Genomic DNA, 17,809 nt, shown 5'->3' with positions numbered 1-17,809 from the left:
GGGCCGTCAGCTCAGCCGAGGCCGCCGAGGAAGGCGTCGGTCACGGCGACGGCGGCGCTGCTGGACTGGCCGCCCTCCACCAGGACGGCGAAGGCGAGGTCGCCCTGCGGACCGGCCACCTGGTAACCCATGAACCAGCCGTGTGCGTCCGGCGGGGTGTTGCTGCCGTACTCGGCCGTGCCGGTCTTCCCGTAGACCTCGCCGCGGTCGTCCAGGGCGGTGGCGGTCCCGGAGAGCACCACCTGCCGCATCATCGGCCGCAGCTGGTCGAGCACGGCGGGGTCCGGTCCGGCCGGCACGGTCCCCGCGGGCTCCGCGCCCACCACCTCGACCGGCGCCACCGGGGTCCCGCCGGCCACCCCTGCCGCGACGAGCGCCATCTGGGCCGGGCTCATCAGCACCTGGCCCTGGCCGATCGCGTCGGCCGCCTTCGTCGTCCCGGTGCTGTCGGCGGGGACGCTGCCGCTGAACACGTCCACCGGCAGCTGCCAGTCGGTGCCCACGCCGTAGGAGGCGGCCGCGGCGGCGAGGGCGTCGTCGGGCAGCAGCTCCAGCGACTGCTGCATGAAGGTGGTGTTGCAGGACTTCGCGAACGCCTCGGTGAACGGCACGGTGCCCAGGTCGAACTGGTCCTGGTTCTCGAACTCGCGGCCCTCGACGACGAACGTGCCGGGGCAGGGCACCGGCCTCTCCGGGGTCATGCCCTTGCCCAGCAGCGCGGTCGCGGTGATCGTCTTCATGCTGGAGCCCGGCGGGAACCGCCCGCTGAGCGCGTTGCCGGCGGCGGCCGCCTCGTTGGAGGAGACGGCGACGATCTCGCCGGTGCGGGGCCGCACGACCACGAGGTGGGTGGGCAGCGGCTGGCCGGCGACGGCGGCGTCCGCGGCGTTCTGGACCGCCGGCACCAGCGGCGTCTGCACCGGCTCGCCGGGCACCGGTGCGACCGCGTCGACCTCCCGGCCGGCGTCGCCGGTGCTCTCGTCGGTGCTCGCCACGCTGACGGTGAAGCCGGCGGTGCCGGTCAGCTGCTCCTGGAGGGCCCGCTGCAGGCCGGACAGGCCCAGCTGGTCACCGGAGGCGTAGGCGGGCTCGCCGTCCACCGTGGCCTCCTCCAGCACCTCCGCCGTCGCCGGGCCGACCCGGCCCAGCAGGGCCGAGGCGAAGCGGGCGGTGGGGGCCAGCAGCCGGGTGTCGGTGGGGAACACCGCGCCGGGCAGGTCGAAGACCTGCGCGCGGATGGCCTCGAAGTCGGGACGGCGCAGGGTGATCACCGGGACGAACTGACCGGCGGGCGCGGCCTGGACGTCGGCGGTGATCTCCTCGGCGGCGACCCCGGTGGCCGCCGACAGCGCCCCGGCCAGCGCGGGCAGGTCGGTGACCTGGCCCGGGTCGACGCCGACGTTGACCACCTCGGTGGGCGTGAACAGCGGCTGCCCGCCCGCGTCGGTGATCGCCGCCCGCTCGGGCAGCTCGCGGGCGAGCACCAGGTGCTGGCCCTCGCCGAGCTCGGGGTGCACGAGGGTGGGCTCGGCGACGACGTCCCAGCCCTCCTCGGCCTCGCGGAGCCGCAGCGTGGCCGGGTAGCTCCACTCGGGGGCGGCGGCGAGGTCCCAGGTGGCGGTCCACTCGACGGTGGCCGTGTCCTCCTCGACCGCGACGGCGCCCGGCTCCGGGCTCAGCGTGGCGTCGGGGAGGTCGGTCGCGGTCTGCTCCAGCAGCGCGGCGGCGGCGTCCGGATCCGTGGTGGCACCGGCCGCGGCGTCGACGTCGCCCGCGGCCCAGTCGTCGAGGAAGGCCTCCGCCGCGGCCCGCACCTCGTCGGTGGGGTCGCCCGAGCAGGCGGCCAGCGCCGGCGCGGCCAGCAGCACGAGCGTGGTTGCGAGGACCGTCCCCCGTCGTGTTCGCACGGGGAGACAGCGTTCCAGATGGCGTCGCCGATCCCCGGGAGGCCCGGCCCCCGGCCCCCTGCAGGGGCCCACCGCGAGCGTGCCAGTGGTGGGGGCAGGGGTCCCGCCTCGGCTCCTGGCCCCCTGCAGGGGCCCTCCGCGAGCGTGCGAGTGGAGGGGGCAGGGTCCCGCCTCGGCTCCTGGCCCCCTGCAGGGGCCCTCCGCGAGCGTGCGAGTGGAGGGGGCAGGGTCCCGCCTCGGCTCCTGGCCCCCTGCAGGGGCCCTCCGCGAGCGTGCGAGTGGAGGGGGGCAGGGGGTCCTTCTAGAACAGGACGCTGGCGAACCGCCCGACCTCCTGGAAGCCCACCCGCGCGTAGGAGGCCCGGGCGGGGGCGTTGAAGTCGTTGACGTAGAGGCTGACCACCGGTGCGATCGCGGCGCGGGCGTACTCGACGACGGCGGCGGTGCCGGCGGTGCCGATGCCGCGGCCCCGGTGGGCGGGGGCCACCCACACCCCCTGGACCTGGCAGACGGTGCGCGACACCGCGCCGATCTCTGCCTTGAACAGCACCTCGCCGCCCTCGATCCAGGCCAGGGACTGACCGGCGCGGACCAGGTCGGCGACCCTGGCGCGGTACCCGGCGCCGCCGTCGACCCGCAGCGGGCTGACCCCCACCTCCTCGGTGAACATGGCCACCGCCGCGGGCATGAGGACCTCCAGCTCCGCGGGGCGGACCGGCCGCACGCGGGGCTCGGGGGCGACCGCGGGCGGTCCCTCGATCGCGAGCAGCGGCTGGCAGGGGCGGTGGTCGCGGGCGGGGCCCCAGGAGGGTTCCAGCAGCTCCCACAGCGGCTCGACGGCGGCGGCCGGGCCGACGATCGTGGAGCAGCGCCGCCCGGCCCGCCGCGCCCGCTCGGCGAACGCGGCCGCCGCGGTGCGCTCGGCCCCCGGCACGGCGAAGGGGATCAGGTTCGCCCCGGCCAGACACACCGCGTCGAGGGAGCGGCCGCTGCCGACGCCCCACAGCGGGGCGCCGAGGGCCCGCGCCGCCGTCCCCGCGACCTCCACCCGCCCGGCGATGACGCAGGCCGCCACGGGGTCCGTGGCCAGCAGCCGGCGGACGGCCGGCTCGTCGGTCTCGTCGAGGACCCGGGCGGTCGGCGTGCGGAGCACCGGCCGGATCAGCCGACGGTGACGACGGGCGCGCCCGAGGGGACCCCGGCGTCGGCCTGCTCGCCGGCGAGCCGCATGGCCTCCTCGATGAGGGTCTCGACGATCTGCGACTCGGGCACGGTCTTGACGACCTCGCCCTTGACGAAGATCTGCCCCTTGCCGTTGCCGGACGCCACGCCCAGGTCGGCCTCGCGGGCCTCCCCCGGGCCGTTGACGACGCAGCCCATGACGGCGACCCGCAGCGGCACCTCCAGGCCGTCGAGGCCGGCGGTGACCTCGTCGGCCAGGCGGTAGACGTCGACCTGGGCGCGGCCGCAGGACGGGCAGCTGACGATCTCCAGACCGCGCTGGCGCAGGTTGAGCGACTCGAGGATCTGGGTGCCGACCTTGACCTCCTCCACCGGCGGGGCCGACAGGGAGACGCGGATGGTGTCGCCGATGCCCTGGGACAGCAGCGCCCCGAAGGCGACGGCGGACTTGATCGTGCCCTGGAAGGCGGGGCCGGCCTCGGTGACGCCGAGGTGCAGCGGGTAGTCGCACTGCGCGGCGAGCAGCTCGTAGGCCCGCACCATGACGACCGGGTCGTTGTGCTTGACCGAGATCTTGATGTCGCGGAAGCCGTGCTCCTCGAACAGCGAGCACTCCCACAGCGCGGACTCCACCAGCGCCTCGGGCGTGGCCTTGCCGTACTTCGCGAGCAGCCGCTTGTCCAGCGACCCGGCGTTCACGCCGATCCGGATCGGGATGCCCGCGTCGCCGGCGGCCCTGGCGATCTCGCCGACCTTGTCGTCGAACTTCTTGATGTTGCCGGGGTTCACGCGGACGGCGGCGCAGCCGGCGTCGATCGCGGCGAACACGTACCGCGGCTGGAAGTGGATGTCGGCGATCACCGGGATCTGCGACTTCGCCGCGATCGCCGGCAGCGCCTCGGCGTCGTCGGTGTCGGGCACCGCGACCCGCACGATCTGGCAGCCCGCGGCGGTCAGCTCGGCGATCTGCTGGAGGGTCGCGTTGATGTCCGCGGTCTTGGTCGTCGTCATCGACTGCACGCTGACCGGGGAGTCACTGCCCACTCCCACGCCACCGACGTCGAGCTGACGGGTCTTGCGGCGCGGGGCCAGGACGGGCGGGGGCGCAGCGGGCATGCCGAGACTGACGGGGGTCGCCATGACAACCAGTATCGCCCGGCGTGCACCGCGGTGCCGCCACCGCGGCTGTGACCCGCGCCGACGCGCTACTGCAGCGTGATCGGGTTGACGATGTCGGCCACGAGCAGCAACCCCGACAGCACGATGAACAAGCCGGCGACGACGTAGGCCACCGGCATGAGGCGGGCGATGTCGAACGGCCCCGGGTCGGGGCGTCCGCGCAGCCGGGCGACCACCGAGCGCGCCTTCTCGTACAGCGCCCCGGCGACGTGCCCGCCGTCCAACGGGTAGATCGGCAGCAGGTTGAACAGGAACAGCACCAGGTTGACGCTGGCCAGCAGGCTGAGGAAGAAGCTGATCTTCTCCGCGCCGCTGAACTGCGGGATGGCGAAGACCTCGCCGGAGATCCGGCCGACCCCGACGACGCCGATCGGGCCGTTCTCGTCCCGCTCCTCGCCGAGGAAGGCGGCGCGGAACAGCTGCGGCACCTTCTCCGGGATCTCGACCAGCCGCTCCACGGAGTTGGCGACGACCATCCCGAAGTAGCCGGGCAGGTCGGCCAGGGACTGGCGGGCCAGCTCCGGCGTCGGGGAGACGCCCAGGTAGCCCGCGGTGGTCGTCTCGTCGCTGCCGGCCTCGACGTACACGGTGTTGGCGATGGGCGTGACCGTCAGGTCGCGCCGCTGCCCGTCACGCTCGATGGTCAGCGGCAGCGCCTGGCCGGGGCTGGTGCGGATCGCCTCCTGCACCGCCGTCCAGCTGTCGTAGGACGTGGGCTCCACCGGCGTGCCGCCGAGGGCGACGATCGTGTCGCCGGGGCGCAGCCCGGCGGCCGCGGCGGGGCTGCGCTGCGGCAGCGCGCACCCGGCGGCGCCGGCCTCGCACAGCGCGCCGTCGGCGGTGATCGGCACCGAGCACGGGTCCTCGGCGGTGGCGCTGGCGGCCCCGGCCGGCAGCACGCAGGCGGGGACGTCGCGCACGGTGGTGGTGAAGACGCTCGTGCCGACGGCGGTCAGCGTGATCGCGAAGAGGACGACGGCCAGCACCAGGTTGTGGAAGGGGCCGGCGAACATCACGATGACCCGCTGCCACCAGGGCTTGGCGTAGAACACCCGCCCGGCGTCGCTGGGCAGCACGTCGTTGAGCGCCTGCCCGCGGACCTCGGCGATGAAGCTGCGCATCCGGGTGGCGCGCTTGCTCTCACCCTCCTCGGCCGGCGGGATCATGCCGACGATCCGGATGTAGCCGCCCAGCGGCACGGCCTTCAGGCCGTACTCGGTCTCGCCGCGGCGCCGCGAGAACACCGTCGGGCCGAAGCCGACCATGAACTGGGGCACCCGCATGCCGAACTTCCGGGCCCAGTGGAAGTGGCCGTACTCGTGGAAGCCGATCGAGAACAGCAGGCCGACCGCGAACGCGACGATCCCGAGGACGGTCAGGAGGATCCCGCTCAGCTCAGCCTCCGGCGATGACTCCCCGGGCGTGGTCCCGGGCCCACTTCTCCGCCGCCAGGACGTCCTCGACGCAGGTGGGGGCGCCGTGGTCCGGCGCGTCGTCGAGGGTACGCGCGACGAGGTCGACGATGCCCCGGAACGGCAGCCGACCCGCCACGAACGCGGCCACCGCCTCCTCGTTGGCGGCGTTGAACATCGCCGGCACCACGCCCGCCGCCTCGCCGGCGGCCCGGGCCAGCCGGACGGCGGGGAACGCGACCTCGTCCAGCGGGGCGAACTCCCACGTGCTCGCCGTCGACCAGTCCAGCGCCGGCTGCACGTGCGGCAGGCGGTCGGGCCAGGCCAGTGCCAGGGCGATGGGCAGGCGCATGTCCGGCGGGCTGGCCTGGGCGATCGTCGCGCCGTCGGCGAAGGTGACCATCGAGTGCACGATCGACTGCGGGTGCACCACGACGTCGATGTCGGCGTACGGGACGCCGAAGAGCAGGTGCGCCTCGATCAGCTCCAGGCCCTTGTTGACCAGGGTCGCCGAGTTGATCGTCACCACCGGCCCCATCGCCCAGGTGGGGTGGGCCAGCGCCTGCTCGACGGTGACGTCGACCAGCTCCTCGGCGCTGCGGCCGCGGAAGGGCCCGCCGCTGGCGGTGAGCACCAGCCGGGCCACCTCGCTCGTGTGCCCGCCGCGCAGGCACTGGGCGAGCGCCGAGTGCTCGGAGTCCACCGGCACCAGCTGCCCCGGCGCGGCCGCGGCTGTGACCAGGTCCCCACCGGCCACCAGCGACTCCTTGTTGGCCAGCGCCACGGTGTTCCCGGCGCGCAGGGCGGCCAGCGTGGGGCCGAGCCCGATCGAGCCGGTGATCCCGTTGAGGACGACGTCGGCGGGGCGGGCGGCGAGCTCCTCCGCGGCCCGCGGCCCGGCGAGGATCTCCGGCAGGGAGTACTCGCCCTGGGCCCAGCCCCGCTGGGAGGCGGCCGCGTAGAACGCCAGCTGGAGGTCCTGGGCGGCGGTGGCCCGGGCCACGGCGACGGTGCGGACGCCGAGCGACAGCGCCTGCTCGGCGAGCAGGCCGACGTCCCCGCCCCCCGCGGCCAGGGCGGTGATCCGCAGCCGGTCGGGGTTCTGCTCGGCCACCGCGATCGCCTGCCGGCCGATCGAGCCGGTGGAGCCGAGCACCGTCACCTCACGCACGTCGCTCACCGTGCTCATCGTTCGCTCCCGCGGCGCGCTGCGCTCCTCGGTCGCCGGCGCTCCCCGCGATGCTCACGCGCCTGTCCGCTCACGGGCCCATCCTGCCCCGGCGGCGCGCCGTCCCGACCTCGGGCGGTGGGCTCCGGGGGCTCCTGCCAGAATGGGCCGGAGGGCGAGCGAGCCCCAGGACACATCGGCGCCCGCGACGGCGGACGCCGGGCGCCAGCGAGGAGAGCGCGTGAGCGAGCAGACCCACCGCGAGCGGATCGCGACGGACAACCCCGCGACCGAGCGGGTCAACCAGCCGGGCCGCGAGGAGGCCGTCGTCCGCCGCGACGCCCACCCCGTCGAGCACGAGCGGCCGGAGGACTGGGGCTGGCACGGGGAGACCGGCCGCGCCGGCCGGATCGCCTCCTGGGTCGCGATCCTGTTCATGCTCGCCTACCTCGTCGGCAACCACGAGGGCCGCGTCGAGGACTGGTGGGTCGGCGCGATCGTGCTGCTCATGATCCTGCTCAAGGTCTACGACTACTTCCGGCGGAAGAACGCCTGGCGCAGCCAGTGACGCTCCGCTGACGACGACGAGAGGCCCGCTCCCCGAGGGAGCGGGCCTCTCGTCGCTGCGGGACCGGTACCGCCCGGCGAACGGCCCGCCGATCTGAGGTGGAGCAGTCCGGGTCCCGGATCCCCGACCACGCGGAGAGCCGCCGATGTCCCGCTCCACGCCCACCCCCACGGCCCTGCGGATCGCCCTGCTCGCGCTCGTGGCCGCCGTCGCGGTGCTCGGTGCAGACGTCGCCCTGCTGGTCACGCGCATCGACCGCGTGGCCGTCGACACGCACCCCGGGGACGAGCCGACGTGGGTGCTCCTCGGCCTGGACGACCGGTCCGCGCTGCCCGAGGGCGCGTCGACGGCGGAGTTCGGGACGGCCGACGACGTGCCCGGCAGCCGGGCCGACGTCGTCCTCGTCGTCCACCGCGGCGAGGTGCTCTCCGTTCCCCGCGACCTGGTCGTCCCGGGCGGTGACCGGCCCCGGCGGCTGGCCCTGACGTGGCTGCAGGGCCCGCAGTCGACCGTGGACGCGCTCTGCGACCTCGGCATCCCCACCGACCACCTGGTGACCGTCGACCTGGCCGGCTTCGCCGCCGTCGTCGACGCCGTCGGCGGCCTCCGCCTCGACGTCCCGCAGCCGGTCCGGGACCCGGCGGCGGGGCTGCACGTCCCCGAGGCGGGCCCACAGCACGTGGACGGCCGGACCGCCCTGGCGCTGGTGCGGTCCCGGCACCCCGAGCACCTGGTCGACGGGCGGTGGCAGCCGGCCGCGGTGGACCCCGACGGCCGGGCCTCGGCCGCGGCGACCGTGCTGACCGCCCTCGTCGGCGCCGTCCGCGGCGCCGGCCTGGAGCCGTGGCGGCTCCAGCGGGTCGGCTGGGCGGCGACCGGCGCGCTGACCGTGGACGCCGGCACCTCGGCCACCGACCTCACGTCGCTGGCGACGGTCGACCCCGGGGAGGTCGAGGTGCTGCCGGCCCGCGCACCGGACCCCGGCCTGCCCCTCCGCTTCGCCACCGCGGGCACCGGCGCGGCCCTGGCCGCCGCCGGGCTCAGTTGCTCCCGCTGACCGGGGTACGGAACCGTTACGAACCGGTTATCTGGCGGAGTACCCCACAGCTACACCTCGGCCGACTCCCTGCCGATCAGGAGGTCAGAGCAGTCCGGAGCGCCGGACTCCTGAGCGAGCGGAGAGCCGCTGATGTCCCGCACCACCACCCGTGTCGCCGCCGGAGCACTGCTCGGCCTGGCCGTCACGGGCTCGACCCTGATCGCCGCCCCCGCCGCGTTCGCCGCCCCGGCCGCACCGGTGGTGGCTCCCGGCTCCGTGGCCGCGGAGCAGGTCTTCACCGTCTCCGGCACCGACTGCCCCGAGGGCGTCCCGGGCAACCCGAACCTGATCATGGTCGGCATCGACGACGGCAGCCCGGAGCTGCTCCAGAACGGCGACTTCGCCGCGGCGGACGGCACGTGGTCGCTCGAGCTGGCGTTCAAGGCCGGCACCACGCCGGGCACCTACGAGGTCCACGCCGCGTGCGTCGACTACCTCGGGTTCTACGAGGTCTCCCCCACCTACACGACCAACGTCGAGTACCCGGTCGCCACGGTGACCGTCGTCGACCCGAACGCCGAGCCGACCACCCCCACCACGAGCACCCCTGCGCCGTCGACCACCCCGGCGCCGACCCCCGCGTTCGTCCCGGGCGCGAAGCCCAACACGCCGGGCATCGCCACGACCACCACCTCGGCGACCACGGACTCCACCCCCGCGCCGGGTGAGAAGGTCGTCCGGGTGATCAAGGGCTTCCAGCCGTACGAGCAGGTCTCCCTCGTGCTGCACTCGACCCCGACCCCGATCGGTACCTTCCCGGCCGACGCGCAGGGCGTGCTGACCGTCGAGTTCACCCTCCCGGCCGGCGTCCCGGCGGGCACCCACACCCTCGCCTTCGACGGCAACATGGGCAGCCACTTCGAGGAGACCGTCACCGTCGTCGCGGCCGGCGCGACCGTGGCCACCGCCTCGGAGAGCCTGGCCTACACCGGCGCCGACGTCACCGTCCCGCTGGTCGCCGGCACCGGCCTGGTCCTGCTCGGCGGTGCCACCGTGTTCGCCGCCCGCCGCCGCAAGGCCGCCGCCCAGGGCTGAGCACGCCCCGCACCCCCCGTCGGACGCCGGTCAGGACCTCCTGGCCGGCGTCCGCCGCGTTCCGGGGGTCCCCGTCAGGTGACGGTGACGCCGATGGCCAGCCCGATCGCGTAGGTCACGCCCGCGGCGATCCCGCCGAACAGCACCTGCCGCAGCGCGGCGGACCACCAGGGCCGCGGCGTGAACCGCGACGACAGCGCCCCGGCCGCAGCGAGCCCGACGCCGCCGCACAGCAGCGCCACCCACAGCAGCGAGACGCCGACCAGGTAGGGCAGCAGCGGGACCACAGCCCCGGTGGCGAAGGTCAGGAACGAGGACACCGCCGCGACCACCGGCGACGGCTTGTCCTCCGGGTTGAGCCCGAGCTCGGCGACGACGTGCAGCCGCAGCGCCGTGTCGGGGTCGCGGGACAGCTGCCGGGCGACCAGCGGGGCGAGCTCGTCGTCCACCCCGCGGACCCGCAGCATCTCCACCAGCTCGGCCAGCTCGCCGTGCGGGTTGCGCTCCAGCTCCCGGCGCTCCTTGGCGACCTCGAGGTCCAGCTGCTCGTTCTGCGTCCGCACCGAGGTGTACTCGCCCAGTGCCATGGAGATCGCCCCGGCGACCAGGCTGGCCACGCCCGCGAGCACGATCGCCCGCGGCGCGGCGCCACCGCCGCCCACCCCGGCCACCAGCGCGGTGTTGGTGACCAGCCCGTCCATGGCCCCGAAGACCGCGGCCCGCAGCCACCCGCCCGAGACGTCGGAGTGGGTGTGCTCGTGCGCCTCCGCCGGCGGCTCGCCGGCGGCGCTCACTCGTCCGCCTCGGCGCCCAGCTCCACCGGCGGCTCGAGGGACGGCGTCGGCACGGCCACGCTGGGGACTCCCTCCACCCGGTCGGCCGCGGCCAGCTGACCGCAGGCGCCGTCGATGTCCTGACCGCGGGTGTCGCGGACCGTCGTCGGCACCCCGGCGGCGCGCAGCCGCGCCACGAACTCGCGCTGGGCCGGCAGCGGGCTGGCGTCCCACGGGCTGCCCGGCGTCGGGTTGAGCGGGATGAGGTTCACGTGCGCCCGGCGCCCGGCGAGCAGCCGACCCAGCAGGTCGGCCCGCTCCGGCTGGTCGTTGACGTCCCGGATGAGCGCGTACTCGATCGAGTACCGGCGGCCGGTGCGCTCGGCGTAGGCGTCGGCGGCGCCGACGACCTCGTCGACCTTCCAGCGGGTGTTGATCGGCACCAGGGTGTCGCGCAGCTCGTCGTCCGGCGCGTGCAGGCTCACCGCGAGGGTCACGTTGAGGCCCTCCTCGGTCAGCCGCCGGATCGCCGGGACGACGCCGACGGTGGAGACGGTGATCGACCGCTGCGAGAGGCCCAGCCCGTGCGGGGTGGGCGTGACCAGCGCGTCGAGGGTCTTGCGCACCCGCGCGTAGTTGGCCAGGGGCTCGCCCATGCCCATGAAGACGACGTTGGACAGCCGGCCGGGGCCGCCGGGGATCTCGCCGCCCGCCATCGCCGCCGCGGCCGCGACCGCCTGGCCGATGATCTCCGCGGCGGACAGGTTCCTGGTCAGGCCGCCCTGCCCGGTCGCGCAGAACGGGCAGGCCATGCCGCACCCGGCCTGGCTGGAGATGCAGACGGTGGCGCGGTCCGGGTAGCGCATGAGCACGCTCTCGACCAGAGCGCCGTCGTGCAGCCGCCACAGCGTCTTGCGGGTGCGCCCCCCGTCGGCCGACTGGTGCCGCACCGGCGTCAGCAGGCCGGGCAGCAGCGCGCCGGTGAGCGTCTCGCGGACGGCGGCCGGCAGGTCGGTCATCTGGGCCGGGTCGGTGACGCCCCGGTAGAAGTGCCGGGCCAGCTGGTCGGCACGGAAGGCCGGCTGACCGAGCTCGGCGACCGCCGCGCGGGCCTCCTCACGAGTGAGGTCGGCGAGGTGGCGTGGGGGCTTGCCCCGGCGGGGGGCGTCGAAGACCAGGGGCAGGGCAGTCATGGCGCTTCCCATGGTCCCACTAGCGTCGGCCGGGTGACCGAGGCCGAGAGGGAACTCACCCCCGTGGACGGTGTGGGGGTCGGCCCCTGGGAGGGTCCGTGGCCCGACGACCCGCGCTACGACCCCGAGCTGCTGGCCGCCGGTGACCGCCGCAACGTCGTCGACCACTACCGGTACTGGACCGTCGAGGCGATCGTCGCCGACCTGGACACCCGCCGGCACCCGTTCCACGTCGCCATCGAGAACTGGCGGCACGACCTCAACATCGGGACCGTCGTCCGGACGGCGAACGCCTTCCTCGCCGAGGCCGTCCACGTGGTGGGCCGCAAGCGGTGGAACCGGCGCGGAGCGATGGTCACCGACCGCTACCAGCACGTGCGCCACCACGCCGACGTCGCCGCGCTCGCCGCGTGGGCGCGCGCCGAGGGGCTGCCGCTGCTCGCCGTCGACAACCTGCCCGGCGCCCGGCCGCTGGAGACCGAGCCCCTCCCCCGCGCCTGCGTGCTGCTGTTCGGCCAGGAGGGCAGCGGGCTCACCGACGAGGCGCGGGCGGCCGCCGACGGCGTCCTGTCCATCGCCCAGTTCGGCTCCACGCGGTCGATCAACGCCGGCGTGGCGGCCGGCATCGCCATGCACGCCTGGGTGCGGCAGCACGCCGCCCCGGCGAGCGGTCCGGATGACAGCCCGATCGCCGTCCGCCAGGCTTCCCCGTCATGAGCCGGTTGTCCGAGGTCGACCTGGGTGCGCGCCTGTCGAAGGCCGACGCCAAGAAGCAGCTCGCCGAGGCCCAGCAGCGGCTGGTGCACCTGCGCCTGCTGCTCGGCGGCCAGCTCGGCACCGGTGAGCTCGGTCCGCCGCTGTGCGTGCTCTTCGAGGGGTGGGACGCCTCGGGCAAGGGCGGGGCGATCAAGCGGCTGGTCGAGCAGATCGACCCCCGGCACGTGCGGGTCGCCCAGTTCGCCGCACCCACCCACGACGAGAAGCGGCACCACTTCCTGTGGCGGTTCTGGCCGGTGCTGCCCGGCTGGGGCGGCATGGCCGTCCTCGACCGCACCTGGTACGGCCGGGTGCTGGTGGAGCGGGTCGAGGGGTTCGCCTCCGAGGAGGCCTGGCGCCGGGCCTACGCCGAGATCGTCGACCTGGAGACCACGCTGGCTGCCGAGGGCATGGTCCTGGTCAAGTTCTGGATGCACGTCTCCCCCGAGGAGCAGCTGCGCCGCTTCGAGTCCCGCCGCGACGACCCCTACCGGGCCTGGAAGCTGACCGACGAGGACTGGCGCAACCGCGAGAAGCGGGACGCCTACGAGGCCGCCGTCGAGGAGATGCTCGAGCGCACCGACCACGAGGGCGGCCGGTGGCACGTCGTCGCCGGGGACGACAAGCGGTTCGCGCGCGTCCAGGTGGTCCGCACCGTCTGCACCCAGGTCGAGGCGGCGCTGGTGGCGGCCGGCATCGACCCCGACCCGCCGCTGGCCGCCGCCGCCCCGTGACGACGCCGCCGGTGCTCGTCCACCTGGCCGAACCGGCCGCCTGGCGGACGGCGCTGGCCGACGGCGCGCTGCGGCCGCCGTCCCTGGCCGACGCCGGCTTCGTGCACCTGTCCACGCCGGAGCAGGTGCACCTGCCCGCCGGCCGACTGTTCCCCGGACGCCGCGACCTCGTGCTGCTCGTCGTGGACCCGGCCCGGCCGGCCGGCCCGCTGCGCTGGGAGCCCGGCGCTCCCGAGGACCCGCCGGACCAGCGCTTCCCGCACCTCTACGGCCCGCTGCCCACCTCCGCCGTCGTCGCGGTCGTGCCGTTGCGCCCGCCGGTCGAGCCGGTCCTCCCGATGCCGGACGACGAGCTGGGCCGGGTCCAGGCGCTGCAGACCTCGCTGCAGGTGCGGCGCGCGGCCGAGGTCCGGGACGTGCCCGGGGGCGTGGCCGTCTCCGATCCCCGCTTCCCGCACTCCCGGGACGACAACACGCTCGTGCTCACCTCGCCCACCGACGCGGCCACCGTGGCCCGGACGGCGGCCACCGCGGCCGCCGAGCTGGACTGGCCGGTGGCCGCCGCGATCCTGCGCTGGACCGGGGCGGAGGCGGTCGCGGGCGAGCTGGGCGCGACGGGCTGGGAGGCCTCGGAACTGGTGGTGATGGCCCGCGATGCCGCTCCCCTGCCCGGCGGCGAGACGGCGGAGGTCGTCGACCAGCGGGAGCTGCACGCCCTGTGGGACCGCTCCTGGCGGCGCGGGTTGCCACCGGTGCCCGGCCTCGACGAGGTGGTGGCGCAGCTGATCGGCCGGGAGCACCGCACCGCCGAGGTCGTCGCCGTCCACGACGTCGCCGTCCGGGCGGCCGGGCGCCCGGTCGCCGCCGGCCAGCTGCGGGTCGACGGCGCGACCGCGGTCGTGGAGTCGGTGATGACCGAACCGGCCGCCCGGGGCCGCGGGCACGCCGACGCCGTCCTGGCGCGGCTGGTGTCGCTGGCCGCCGGGGCCGGCTGCGACCTCGTGGCGCTCGAGGCGGACGCCGACGACTGGCCGCGGCACTGGTACGCCTGCCGCGGGTTCCGGGTCGTCGGCTCCAGCTGGGAGGTCGTCCGGGGCGGGTGAGGCCGGCCGCGCCCGCTCAGGCCGGGGCGACCCAGGCCAGCAGCAGGTAGGCGACGGCCGCGGACGGCAGCAGCGAGTCCAGCCGGTCCATGATCCCGCCGTGGCCCGGCAGCAGGTTGCCCATGTCCTTGATGCCGAGGTCCCGCTTGATCAGCGACTCCCCCAGGTCGCCGGCGGTCGCCGAGACGGCCAGCGCGGCACCGAAGAGCACCCCGCCCCACCACGGGCCGTCCAGGGCCAGGGTCACGACCGGGGTGGCGATGAGCACGCAGGCCACCACCGACCCCGCCATGCCCTCCCAGGACTTCTTCGGGCTGACCGACGGTGCCATGGGGTGCCTGCCCAGCAGGACGCCGGCCGCGAAGCCCCCGACGTCGTTGCCCACGACGGTGGCGATGAACAGCAGCACCCGGGCGGCGCCGTCGTCCGGGACGAGCAGCAGGACGGCGAAACCGGCCAGCAGCGGCACGTAGGCGACGACGAGGACGCCGGCCGAGGCGTCGCGCAGGTAGCCCACCGGGCCGTCGCCGAGCCGCCACAGCAGCACCGCCAGCACGGTCAGCAGGAAGCCCACGACCAGGCCCGAGGAGCCCCGGGTCCAGGCCAGGCCCAGCATCGCCACCGCGCCGACCAGCACCGGGGCCAGCGGCGCGCGGGCCCCGCCGGCCTCCAGCGCACGGCAGAGCTCGACGATGCCGACGAGGATCGCCGCGCCGACCACCAGGAGGAACGCCGGCCGGTAGACCAGCAGCGAGACCACGATGACCGCGCCGAGGCCCACGCCCACGCCGATGGCCGCGACCATGTCCCGGCCGGCCCGTCCCGGCTTCTTCGCGCCGGGGACGAGCGTGGGACCGATCGACTCGGTGGTGGACGTGGGGACCGTCGCCTCCACGGTCGCCGGCGCCTCCACGGTCGCCGGCGCCTCCACGGTGGCGGGCGCCGCCACGGTGGCGGGCGCCTCCACCGTCGCGGGCGCCTCCTGCGGCAGCCCGGTGGCGCGGTGCTCGACCGCCGGGAGCCCGGACGTGCGGACCTCCGCCGCCGGCCGGGCCGGTGGCGGTGCGGGACGGCGGCCGACGATGGGGATCGGCCCGGTGTCGGGATCAGGTGTCATGAGCGGTGGAGCGACGGTGCGGCTCAGACCTCGAGCAGCTCGGTCTCCTTGTTCTTGACCGCCTCGTCGATGCCGTGCACGTGCTTGGCGGTCAGGTCGTCGAGCTCCTTCTCCGCGCGGCGGACGTCGTCCTCGCCGGCCTCGCCGTCCTTGGCGATGCGGTCGAGCTCCTCCTTGGCCCGGCGCCGCACGTTGCGGATGGCGACCTTCGCGTCCTCGCCCTTGGACCGCGCCATCTTGACCAGGTCGCGGCGGCGCTCCTCGGTCAGCTGCGGGAAGACGACGCGGATGATCTGGCCGTCGTTGGTCGGGTTGACGCCGAGGTCGCTGTCGCGGATGGCCTTCTCGATGGCCGACAGCTGCCCGTTGTCGTAGGGCTTGATGACCGCCATGCGCGCCTCGGGCACGGTGATCGACGACATCTGCGGCACGGGCGTGGGGCTGCCGTAGTAGTCGACCAGGATCTTGTTGAACATCGAGGGCGCCGCACGCCCGGTGCGCACAGAGCCGAGGTCCTCCCGAGCGACCGACAGGGCCTTGTCCATCCGCTCCTCGGCGTCGAGCAGGGTGTCGTCGATCACGGGTCTCTCCTCCTGGGGCGGCGGACGGTCTCCGCCGCGGGTGTCGCGGGTCTGCGGGCTGCGGCCGCCGGGTCAGGCGGGGTCGCTGATCAGCGTGCCGATCTTCTCACCTGCGACCGCACGGGCGATGTTGCCGTCGCGCAGCAGGTTGAAGACGACGATCGGCATGCGGTTGTCCATGCACAGGCTGATCGCGGTCGCGTCGGCCACCTTGAGCTGCTTGGCCAGCACGGTCGCGTAGTCCAGGTCGTCGTACATGACGGCGTCGGGGTTGGTGCGGGGGTCGTCGTCGTAGACGCCGTCCACCCCGTTCTTGCCCATGAGCAGCACCTGGCACTCGATCTCCAGCGCGCGCTGGGCGGCCACCGTGTCGGTGGAGAAGTACGGCATGCCGGCGCCGGCACCGAAGATCACCAACCGGCCCTTCTCCAGGTGCCGGATGGCCTTGCGCGGGATGTAGGGCTCGGCGACCTGGCCCATGGTGATGGCCGACTGCACGCGGGTCTCGAGCCCGGCCTTCTCGCAGAAGTCCTGCAGGGCCAGGCAGTTCATGACCGTGCCCAGCATGCCCATGTAGTCGGCCTTGGTGCGGTCCATGCCGGCCTGGGACAGCTCGGCCCCGCGGAAGAAGTTGCCCCCGCCCATGACGACGGCGACCTGGGCGCCCTTGCCCACCACCTCGGCCAGCTGCGTGGCGATGCCCCGGACGATGTCGGCGTCGACCCCCACCCTGCCGCCGCCGAAGGTCTCCCCCGACAGCTTGAGCAGGACCCGCTTGTAGCCGGCGCGGTCGGCGGGCTGGAAGGCGGTGGGCGCGGACAGGGGCACGGCAGCGGTGTCGGTCAAGGCTCATTCCCTCGCTCGGTGGCGGTTCCCCTGATCCTGCCGCATCGGCGTGCGGCAGCTCCCCGCGGGCGGGTTACCCACGGCAGGGGCTGGACAGACCACCGGCCCCGTCCCGGGGTCGGGACGGGGCCGGTGATCGGCGTGCTCAGTGGTGCTCGGGCCGCGTGGCGGACCTCAGGCCTGGCCGACCTCGAAGCGGACGAACCGCTCGACGGTCAGGCCGGCCTCGTCGACGATCTGCTTGACCGTGCGCTTCGGCTCGGTGATCGACGGCTGCTCGAGCAGGACGAAGTCCTTGTAGTAGGCGTTGACCCGACCCTCGACGATCTTCACGATCGCCTGCTCGGGCTTGCCCTCCTCCTTGGCCGTCTGCTCGGCGACGCGCCGCTCGGTCTCGACCGCCTCGGCCGGGACCTCCTCCCGGGTGAGGTACCGCGGGCGGGCGGCGGCGATGTGCATCGCCAGGCTGCGCGCGGCGTCCTCGCTGCCGCCGGAGTACTGCACGGCGACACCGATGGCCGGGGGCAGGTCGGTGGCCCGCTTGTGCAGGTAGGTGGCGGTGGTGCCCTCGAAGACCGCGAACCGGGAGATCACGAGCTTCTCGCCGATGCGGGCCGACTCGGCCTCGACCAGGGAGGCGACGGTCTGGCCGTCGACCTCGGTGGCCAGCAGCGCCTCGACGTCGGCCGGCTTGGTGGCCAGGACGACGTCGAGCAGCCGCTCGGCCAGCTTGACGAAGTCGGCGTTCTTGGCGACGAAGTCGGTCTCGCAGTCGAGCTCGAGCAGCGCGCCGTCCTTGTTGACGACGACGCCGTTGGTCGTGGAGCGCTCGAGGCGCTTGCCGACGTCCTTGGCGCCCTTGATGCGCAGCAGCTCGACGGCCTTGTCGTAGTCGCCGTCGGCCTCGGTGAGGGCCTTCTTGCAGTCCATCATCCCGGCGCCGGTCGCGTCGCGGAGACGCTTGACGTCGGCAGCGGTGAAGCCAGCCATGTCACTTCCCTACGGGTCTGGGGTGGGTGCTGAGTCTGTGGTTGCCGGACGGCGCTCGTCCGGACGTGCCGGGGGGGGGGGGGGGGGGGGGGGGGGGGGGGGGGGGGGGGGGGGGGGGGGGGGGGGGGGGGGGGGGGGGGGGGGGGGGGGGGGGGGGGGGGGGGGG

At 75.0% G+C, this 17,809-nt stretch carries 17 protein-coding genes; 6 read left to right on the top strand and 11 right to left on the bottom strand.

The features are described 5' to 3' along the window. Nucleotides 1–11: 11 nt before the first annotated feature. The 5 genes from ACI784_RS21290 to dxr form a co-directional block, all read right to left on the bottom strand. Complete coding sequence (locus ACI784_RS21290; RefSeq protein WP_457014812.1) at nucleotides 12–1,907, bottom strand: penicillin-binding transpeptidase domain-containing protein; 1,896 nt, start codon at nucleotides 1,905–1,907, stop codon at nucleotides 12–14. A 301-nt stretch (nucleotides 1,908–2,208) separates the two neighbouring features. Further along, on the bottom strand, nucleotides 2,209–3,060 hold the full coding sequence (locus tag ACI784_RS21285; RefSeq protein WP_457014811.1) for a GNAT family N-acetyltransferase: 852 nt from the start codon (nucleotides 3,058–3,060) through the stop codon (nucleotides 2,209–2,211). Nucleotides 3,061–3,068: 8 nt separating this feature from the next. Next, nucleotides 3,069–4,229 (bottom strand): flavodoxin-dependent (E)-4-hydroxy-3-methylbut-2-enyl-diphosphate synthase, encoded by a 1,161-nt coding sequence (ispG, locus tag ACI784_RS21280; RefSeq protein WP_456922094.1) that lies wholly within the window; start codon nucleotides 4,227–4,229, stop codon nucleotides 3,069–3,071. Nucleotides 4,230–4,294: 65 nt separating this feature from the next. Further along, a complete protein-coding gene (locus ACI784_RS21275; RefSeq protein WP_457014823.1) occupies nucleotides 4,295–5,632 on the bottom strand; it encodes a M50 family metallopeptidase in 1,338 nt (445 codons plus the stop codon). A gap of 31 nt (nucleotides 5,633–5,663) precedes the next feature. Then, complete coding sequence (dxr, locus tag ACI784_RS21270) at nucleotides 5,664–6,869, bottom strand: 1-deoxy-D-xylulose-5-phosphate reductoisomerase (protein ID WP_456922095.1); 1,206 nt, start codon at nucleotides 6,867–6,869, stop codon at nucleotides 5,664–5,666. A gap of 220 nt (nucleotides 6,870–7,089) precedes the next feature. Here dxr and ACI784_RS21265 point away from each other — a divergent pair, with 220 nt between their 5' ends. The 3 genes from ACI784_RS21265 (at nucleotide 7,090) to ACI784_RS21255 (ending at nucleotide 9,550) form a co-directional block, all read left to right on the top strand. Further along, nucleotides 7,090–7,416 carry a DUF2631 domain-containing protein gene (locus ACI784_RS21265; protein ID WP_456922096.1) on the top strand — a complete coding sequence of 109 codons (327 nt, stop codon included), beginning with the start codon at nucleotides 7,090–7,092 and terminating at the stop codon, nucleotides 7,414–7,416. A gap of 145 nt (nucleotides 7,417–7,561) precedes the next feature. Next, entirely contained in the window at nucleotides 7,562–8,473 is a 912-nt protein-coding gene (locus ACI784_RS21260) for an LCP family protein (protein ID WP_457014810.1), read from the top strand. A gap of 132 nt (nucleotides 8,474–8,605) precedes the next feature. After that, nucleotides 8,606–9,550 (top strand): LPXTG cell wall anchor domain-containing protein, encoded by a 945-nt coding sequence (locus tag ACI784_RS21255; protein ID WP_457014809.1) that lies wholly within the window; start codon nucleotides 8,606–8,608, stop codon nucleotides 9,548–9,550. 74 nt (nucleotides 9,551–9,624) lie between these two features. Here the strand turns inward: ACI784_RS21255 and ACI784_RS21250 are convergent, their stop codons facing one another. Together ACI784_RS21250 and rlmN are read right to left on the bottom strand one after the other, a co-directional pair. Further along, nucleotides 9,625–10,344, bottom strand: coding sequence for a VIT1/CCC1 transporter family protein (locus tag ACI784_RS21250; protein WP_457014808.1), 720 nt, complete (start codon nucleotides 10,342–10,344; stop codon nucleotides 9,625–9,627). After that, nucleotides 10,341–11,516 (bottom strand): 23S rRNA (adenine(2503)-C(2))-methyltransferase RlmN, encoded by a 1,176-nt coding sequence (rlmN, locus tag ACI784_RS21245; protein WP_456922100.1) that lies wholly within the window; start codon nucleotides 11,514–11,516, stop codon nucleotides 10,341–10,343. Before rlmN ends, ACI784_RS21250 begins: the two co-directional genes overlap by 4 nt. A 33-nt stretch (nucleotides 11,517–11,549) precedes the next feature. Here rlmN and ACI784_RS21240 point away from each other — a divergent pair, with 33 nt between their 5' ends. Genes ACI784_RS21240 through ACI784_RS21230 form a run of 3 tightly spaced genes read left to right on the top strand, consistent with a single transcriptional unit; the run spans nucleotide 11,550 to nucleotide 14,109 of the window. Continuing rightward, the gene (locus tag ACI784_RS21240) at nucleotides 11,550–12,233 is read left to right on the top strand and encodes a TrmH family RNA methyltransferase (RefSeq protein WP_457014807.1); all 684 of its coding nucleotides are present in this window, start codon (nucleotides 11,550–11,552) and stop codon (nucleotides 12,231–12,233) included. Then, a complete protein-coding gene (locus ACI784_RS21235; protein ID WP_457014806.1) occupies nucleotides 12,230–13,006 on the top strand; it encodes a polyphosphate kinase 2 family protein in 777 nt (258 codons plus the stop codon). Before ACI784_RS21240 ends, ACI784_RS21235 begins: the two co-directional genes overlap by 4 nt. Continuing rightward, nucleotides 13,003–14,109, top strand: a complete 1,107-nt coding sequence (locus ACI784_RS21230) for a GNAT family N-acetyltransferase (RefSeq protein WP_457014805.1) — start codon at nucleotides 13,003–13,005, stop codon at nucleotides 14,107–14,109. The genes ACI784_RS21235 and ACI784_RS21230 overlap by 4 nt, the downstream gene beginning before the upstream one ends. 16 nt (nucleotides 14,110–14,125) lie before the next feature. On the opposite strand, the gene ACI784_RS21225 is transcribed toward ACI784_RS21230, so the two are convergent. The 4 genes from ACI784_RS21225 to tsf form a co-directional block, all read right to left on the bottom strand. Beyond that, nucleotides 14,126–15,226 (bottom strand): phosphatidate cytidylyltransferase, encoded by a 1,101-nt coding sequence (locus ACI784_RS21225; RefSeq protein ID WP_457014804.1) that lies wholly within the window; start codon nucleotides 15,224–15,226, stop codon nucleotides 14,126–14,128. Nucleotides 15,227–15,249: 23 nt separating this feature from the next. After that, on the bottom strand, nucleotides 15,250–15,807 hold the full coding sequence (frr, locus tag ACI784_RS21220; protein ID WP_456922105.1) for a ribosome recycling factor: 558 nt from the start codon (nucleotides 15,805–15,807) through the stop codon (nucleotides 15,250–15,252). A gap of 72 nt (nucleotides 15,808–15,879) precedes the next feature. Then, nucleotides 15,880–16,653 carry a UMP kinase gene (gene pyrH / locus ACI784_RS21215; RefSeq protein ID WP_456922106.1) on the bottom strand — a complete coding sequence of 258 codons (774 nt, stop codon included), beginning with the start codon at nucleotides 16,651–16,653 and terminating at the stop codon, nucleotides 15,880–15,882. Between the two features lie 174 nt (nucleotides 16,654–16,827). Continuing rightward, nucleotides 16,828–17,643, bottom strand: coding sequence for a translation elongation factor Ts (gene tsf, locus ACI784_RS21210; protein ID WP_456922107.1), 816 nt, complete (start codon nucleotides 17,641–17,643; stop codon nucleotides 16,828–16,830). Nucleotides 17,644–17,809: the final 166 nt, after the last annotated feature.

The organism is Geodermatophilus sp. SYSU D01186 (assembly GCF_054050215.1).
This window is presented reverse-complemented; position numbering and strand designations above follow the sequence as displayed.

Coding starts and splice junctions, on each gene's coding strand:
- ACI784_RS21235 (WP_457014806.1), top strand. CDS start 12,230: ATGAGCCGGTTGTCCGAGGTCGACCTGGGTGCGCGCCTGTCGAAGGCC.
- dxr (WP_456922095.1), bottom strand. CDS start 6,869: ATGAGCACGGTGAGCGACGTGCGTGAGGTGACGGTGCTCGGCTCCACC.
- ispG (WP_456922094.1), bottom strand. CDS start 4,229: ATGGCGACCCCCGTCAGTCTCGGCATGCCCGCTGCGCCCCCGCCCGTC.
- rlmN (WP_456922100.1), bottom strand. CDS start 11,516: ATGACTGCCCTGCCCCTGGTCTTCGACGCCCCCCGCCGGGGCAAGCCC.
- ACI784_RS21255 (WP_457014809.1), top strand. CDS start 8,606: ATGTCCCGCACCACCACCCGTGTCGCCGCCGGAGCACTGCTCGGCCTG.
- tsf (WP_456922107.1), bottom strand. CDS start 17,643: ATGGCTGGCTTCACCGCTGCCGACGTCAAGCGTCTCCGCGACGCGACC.
- ACI784_RS21260 (WP_457014810.1), top strand. CDS start 7,562: ATGTCCCGCTCCACGCCCACCCCCACGGCCCTGCGGATCGCCCTGCTC.
- ACI784_RS21225 (WP_457014804.1), bottom strand. CDS start 15,226: ATGACACCTGATCCCGACACCGGGCCGATCCCCATCGTCGGCCGCCGT.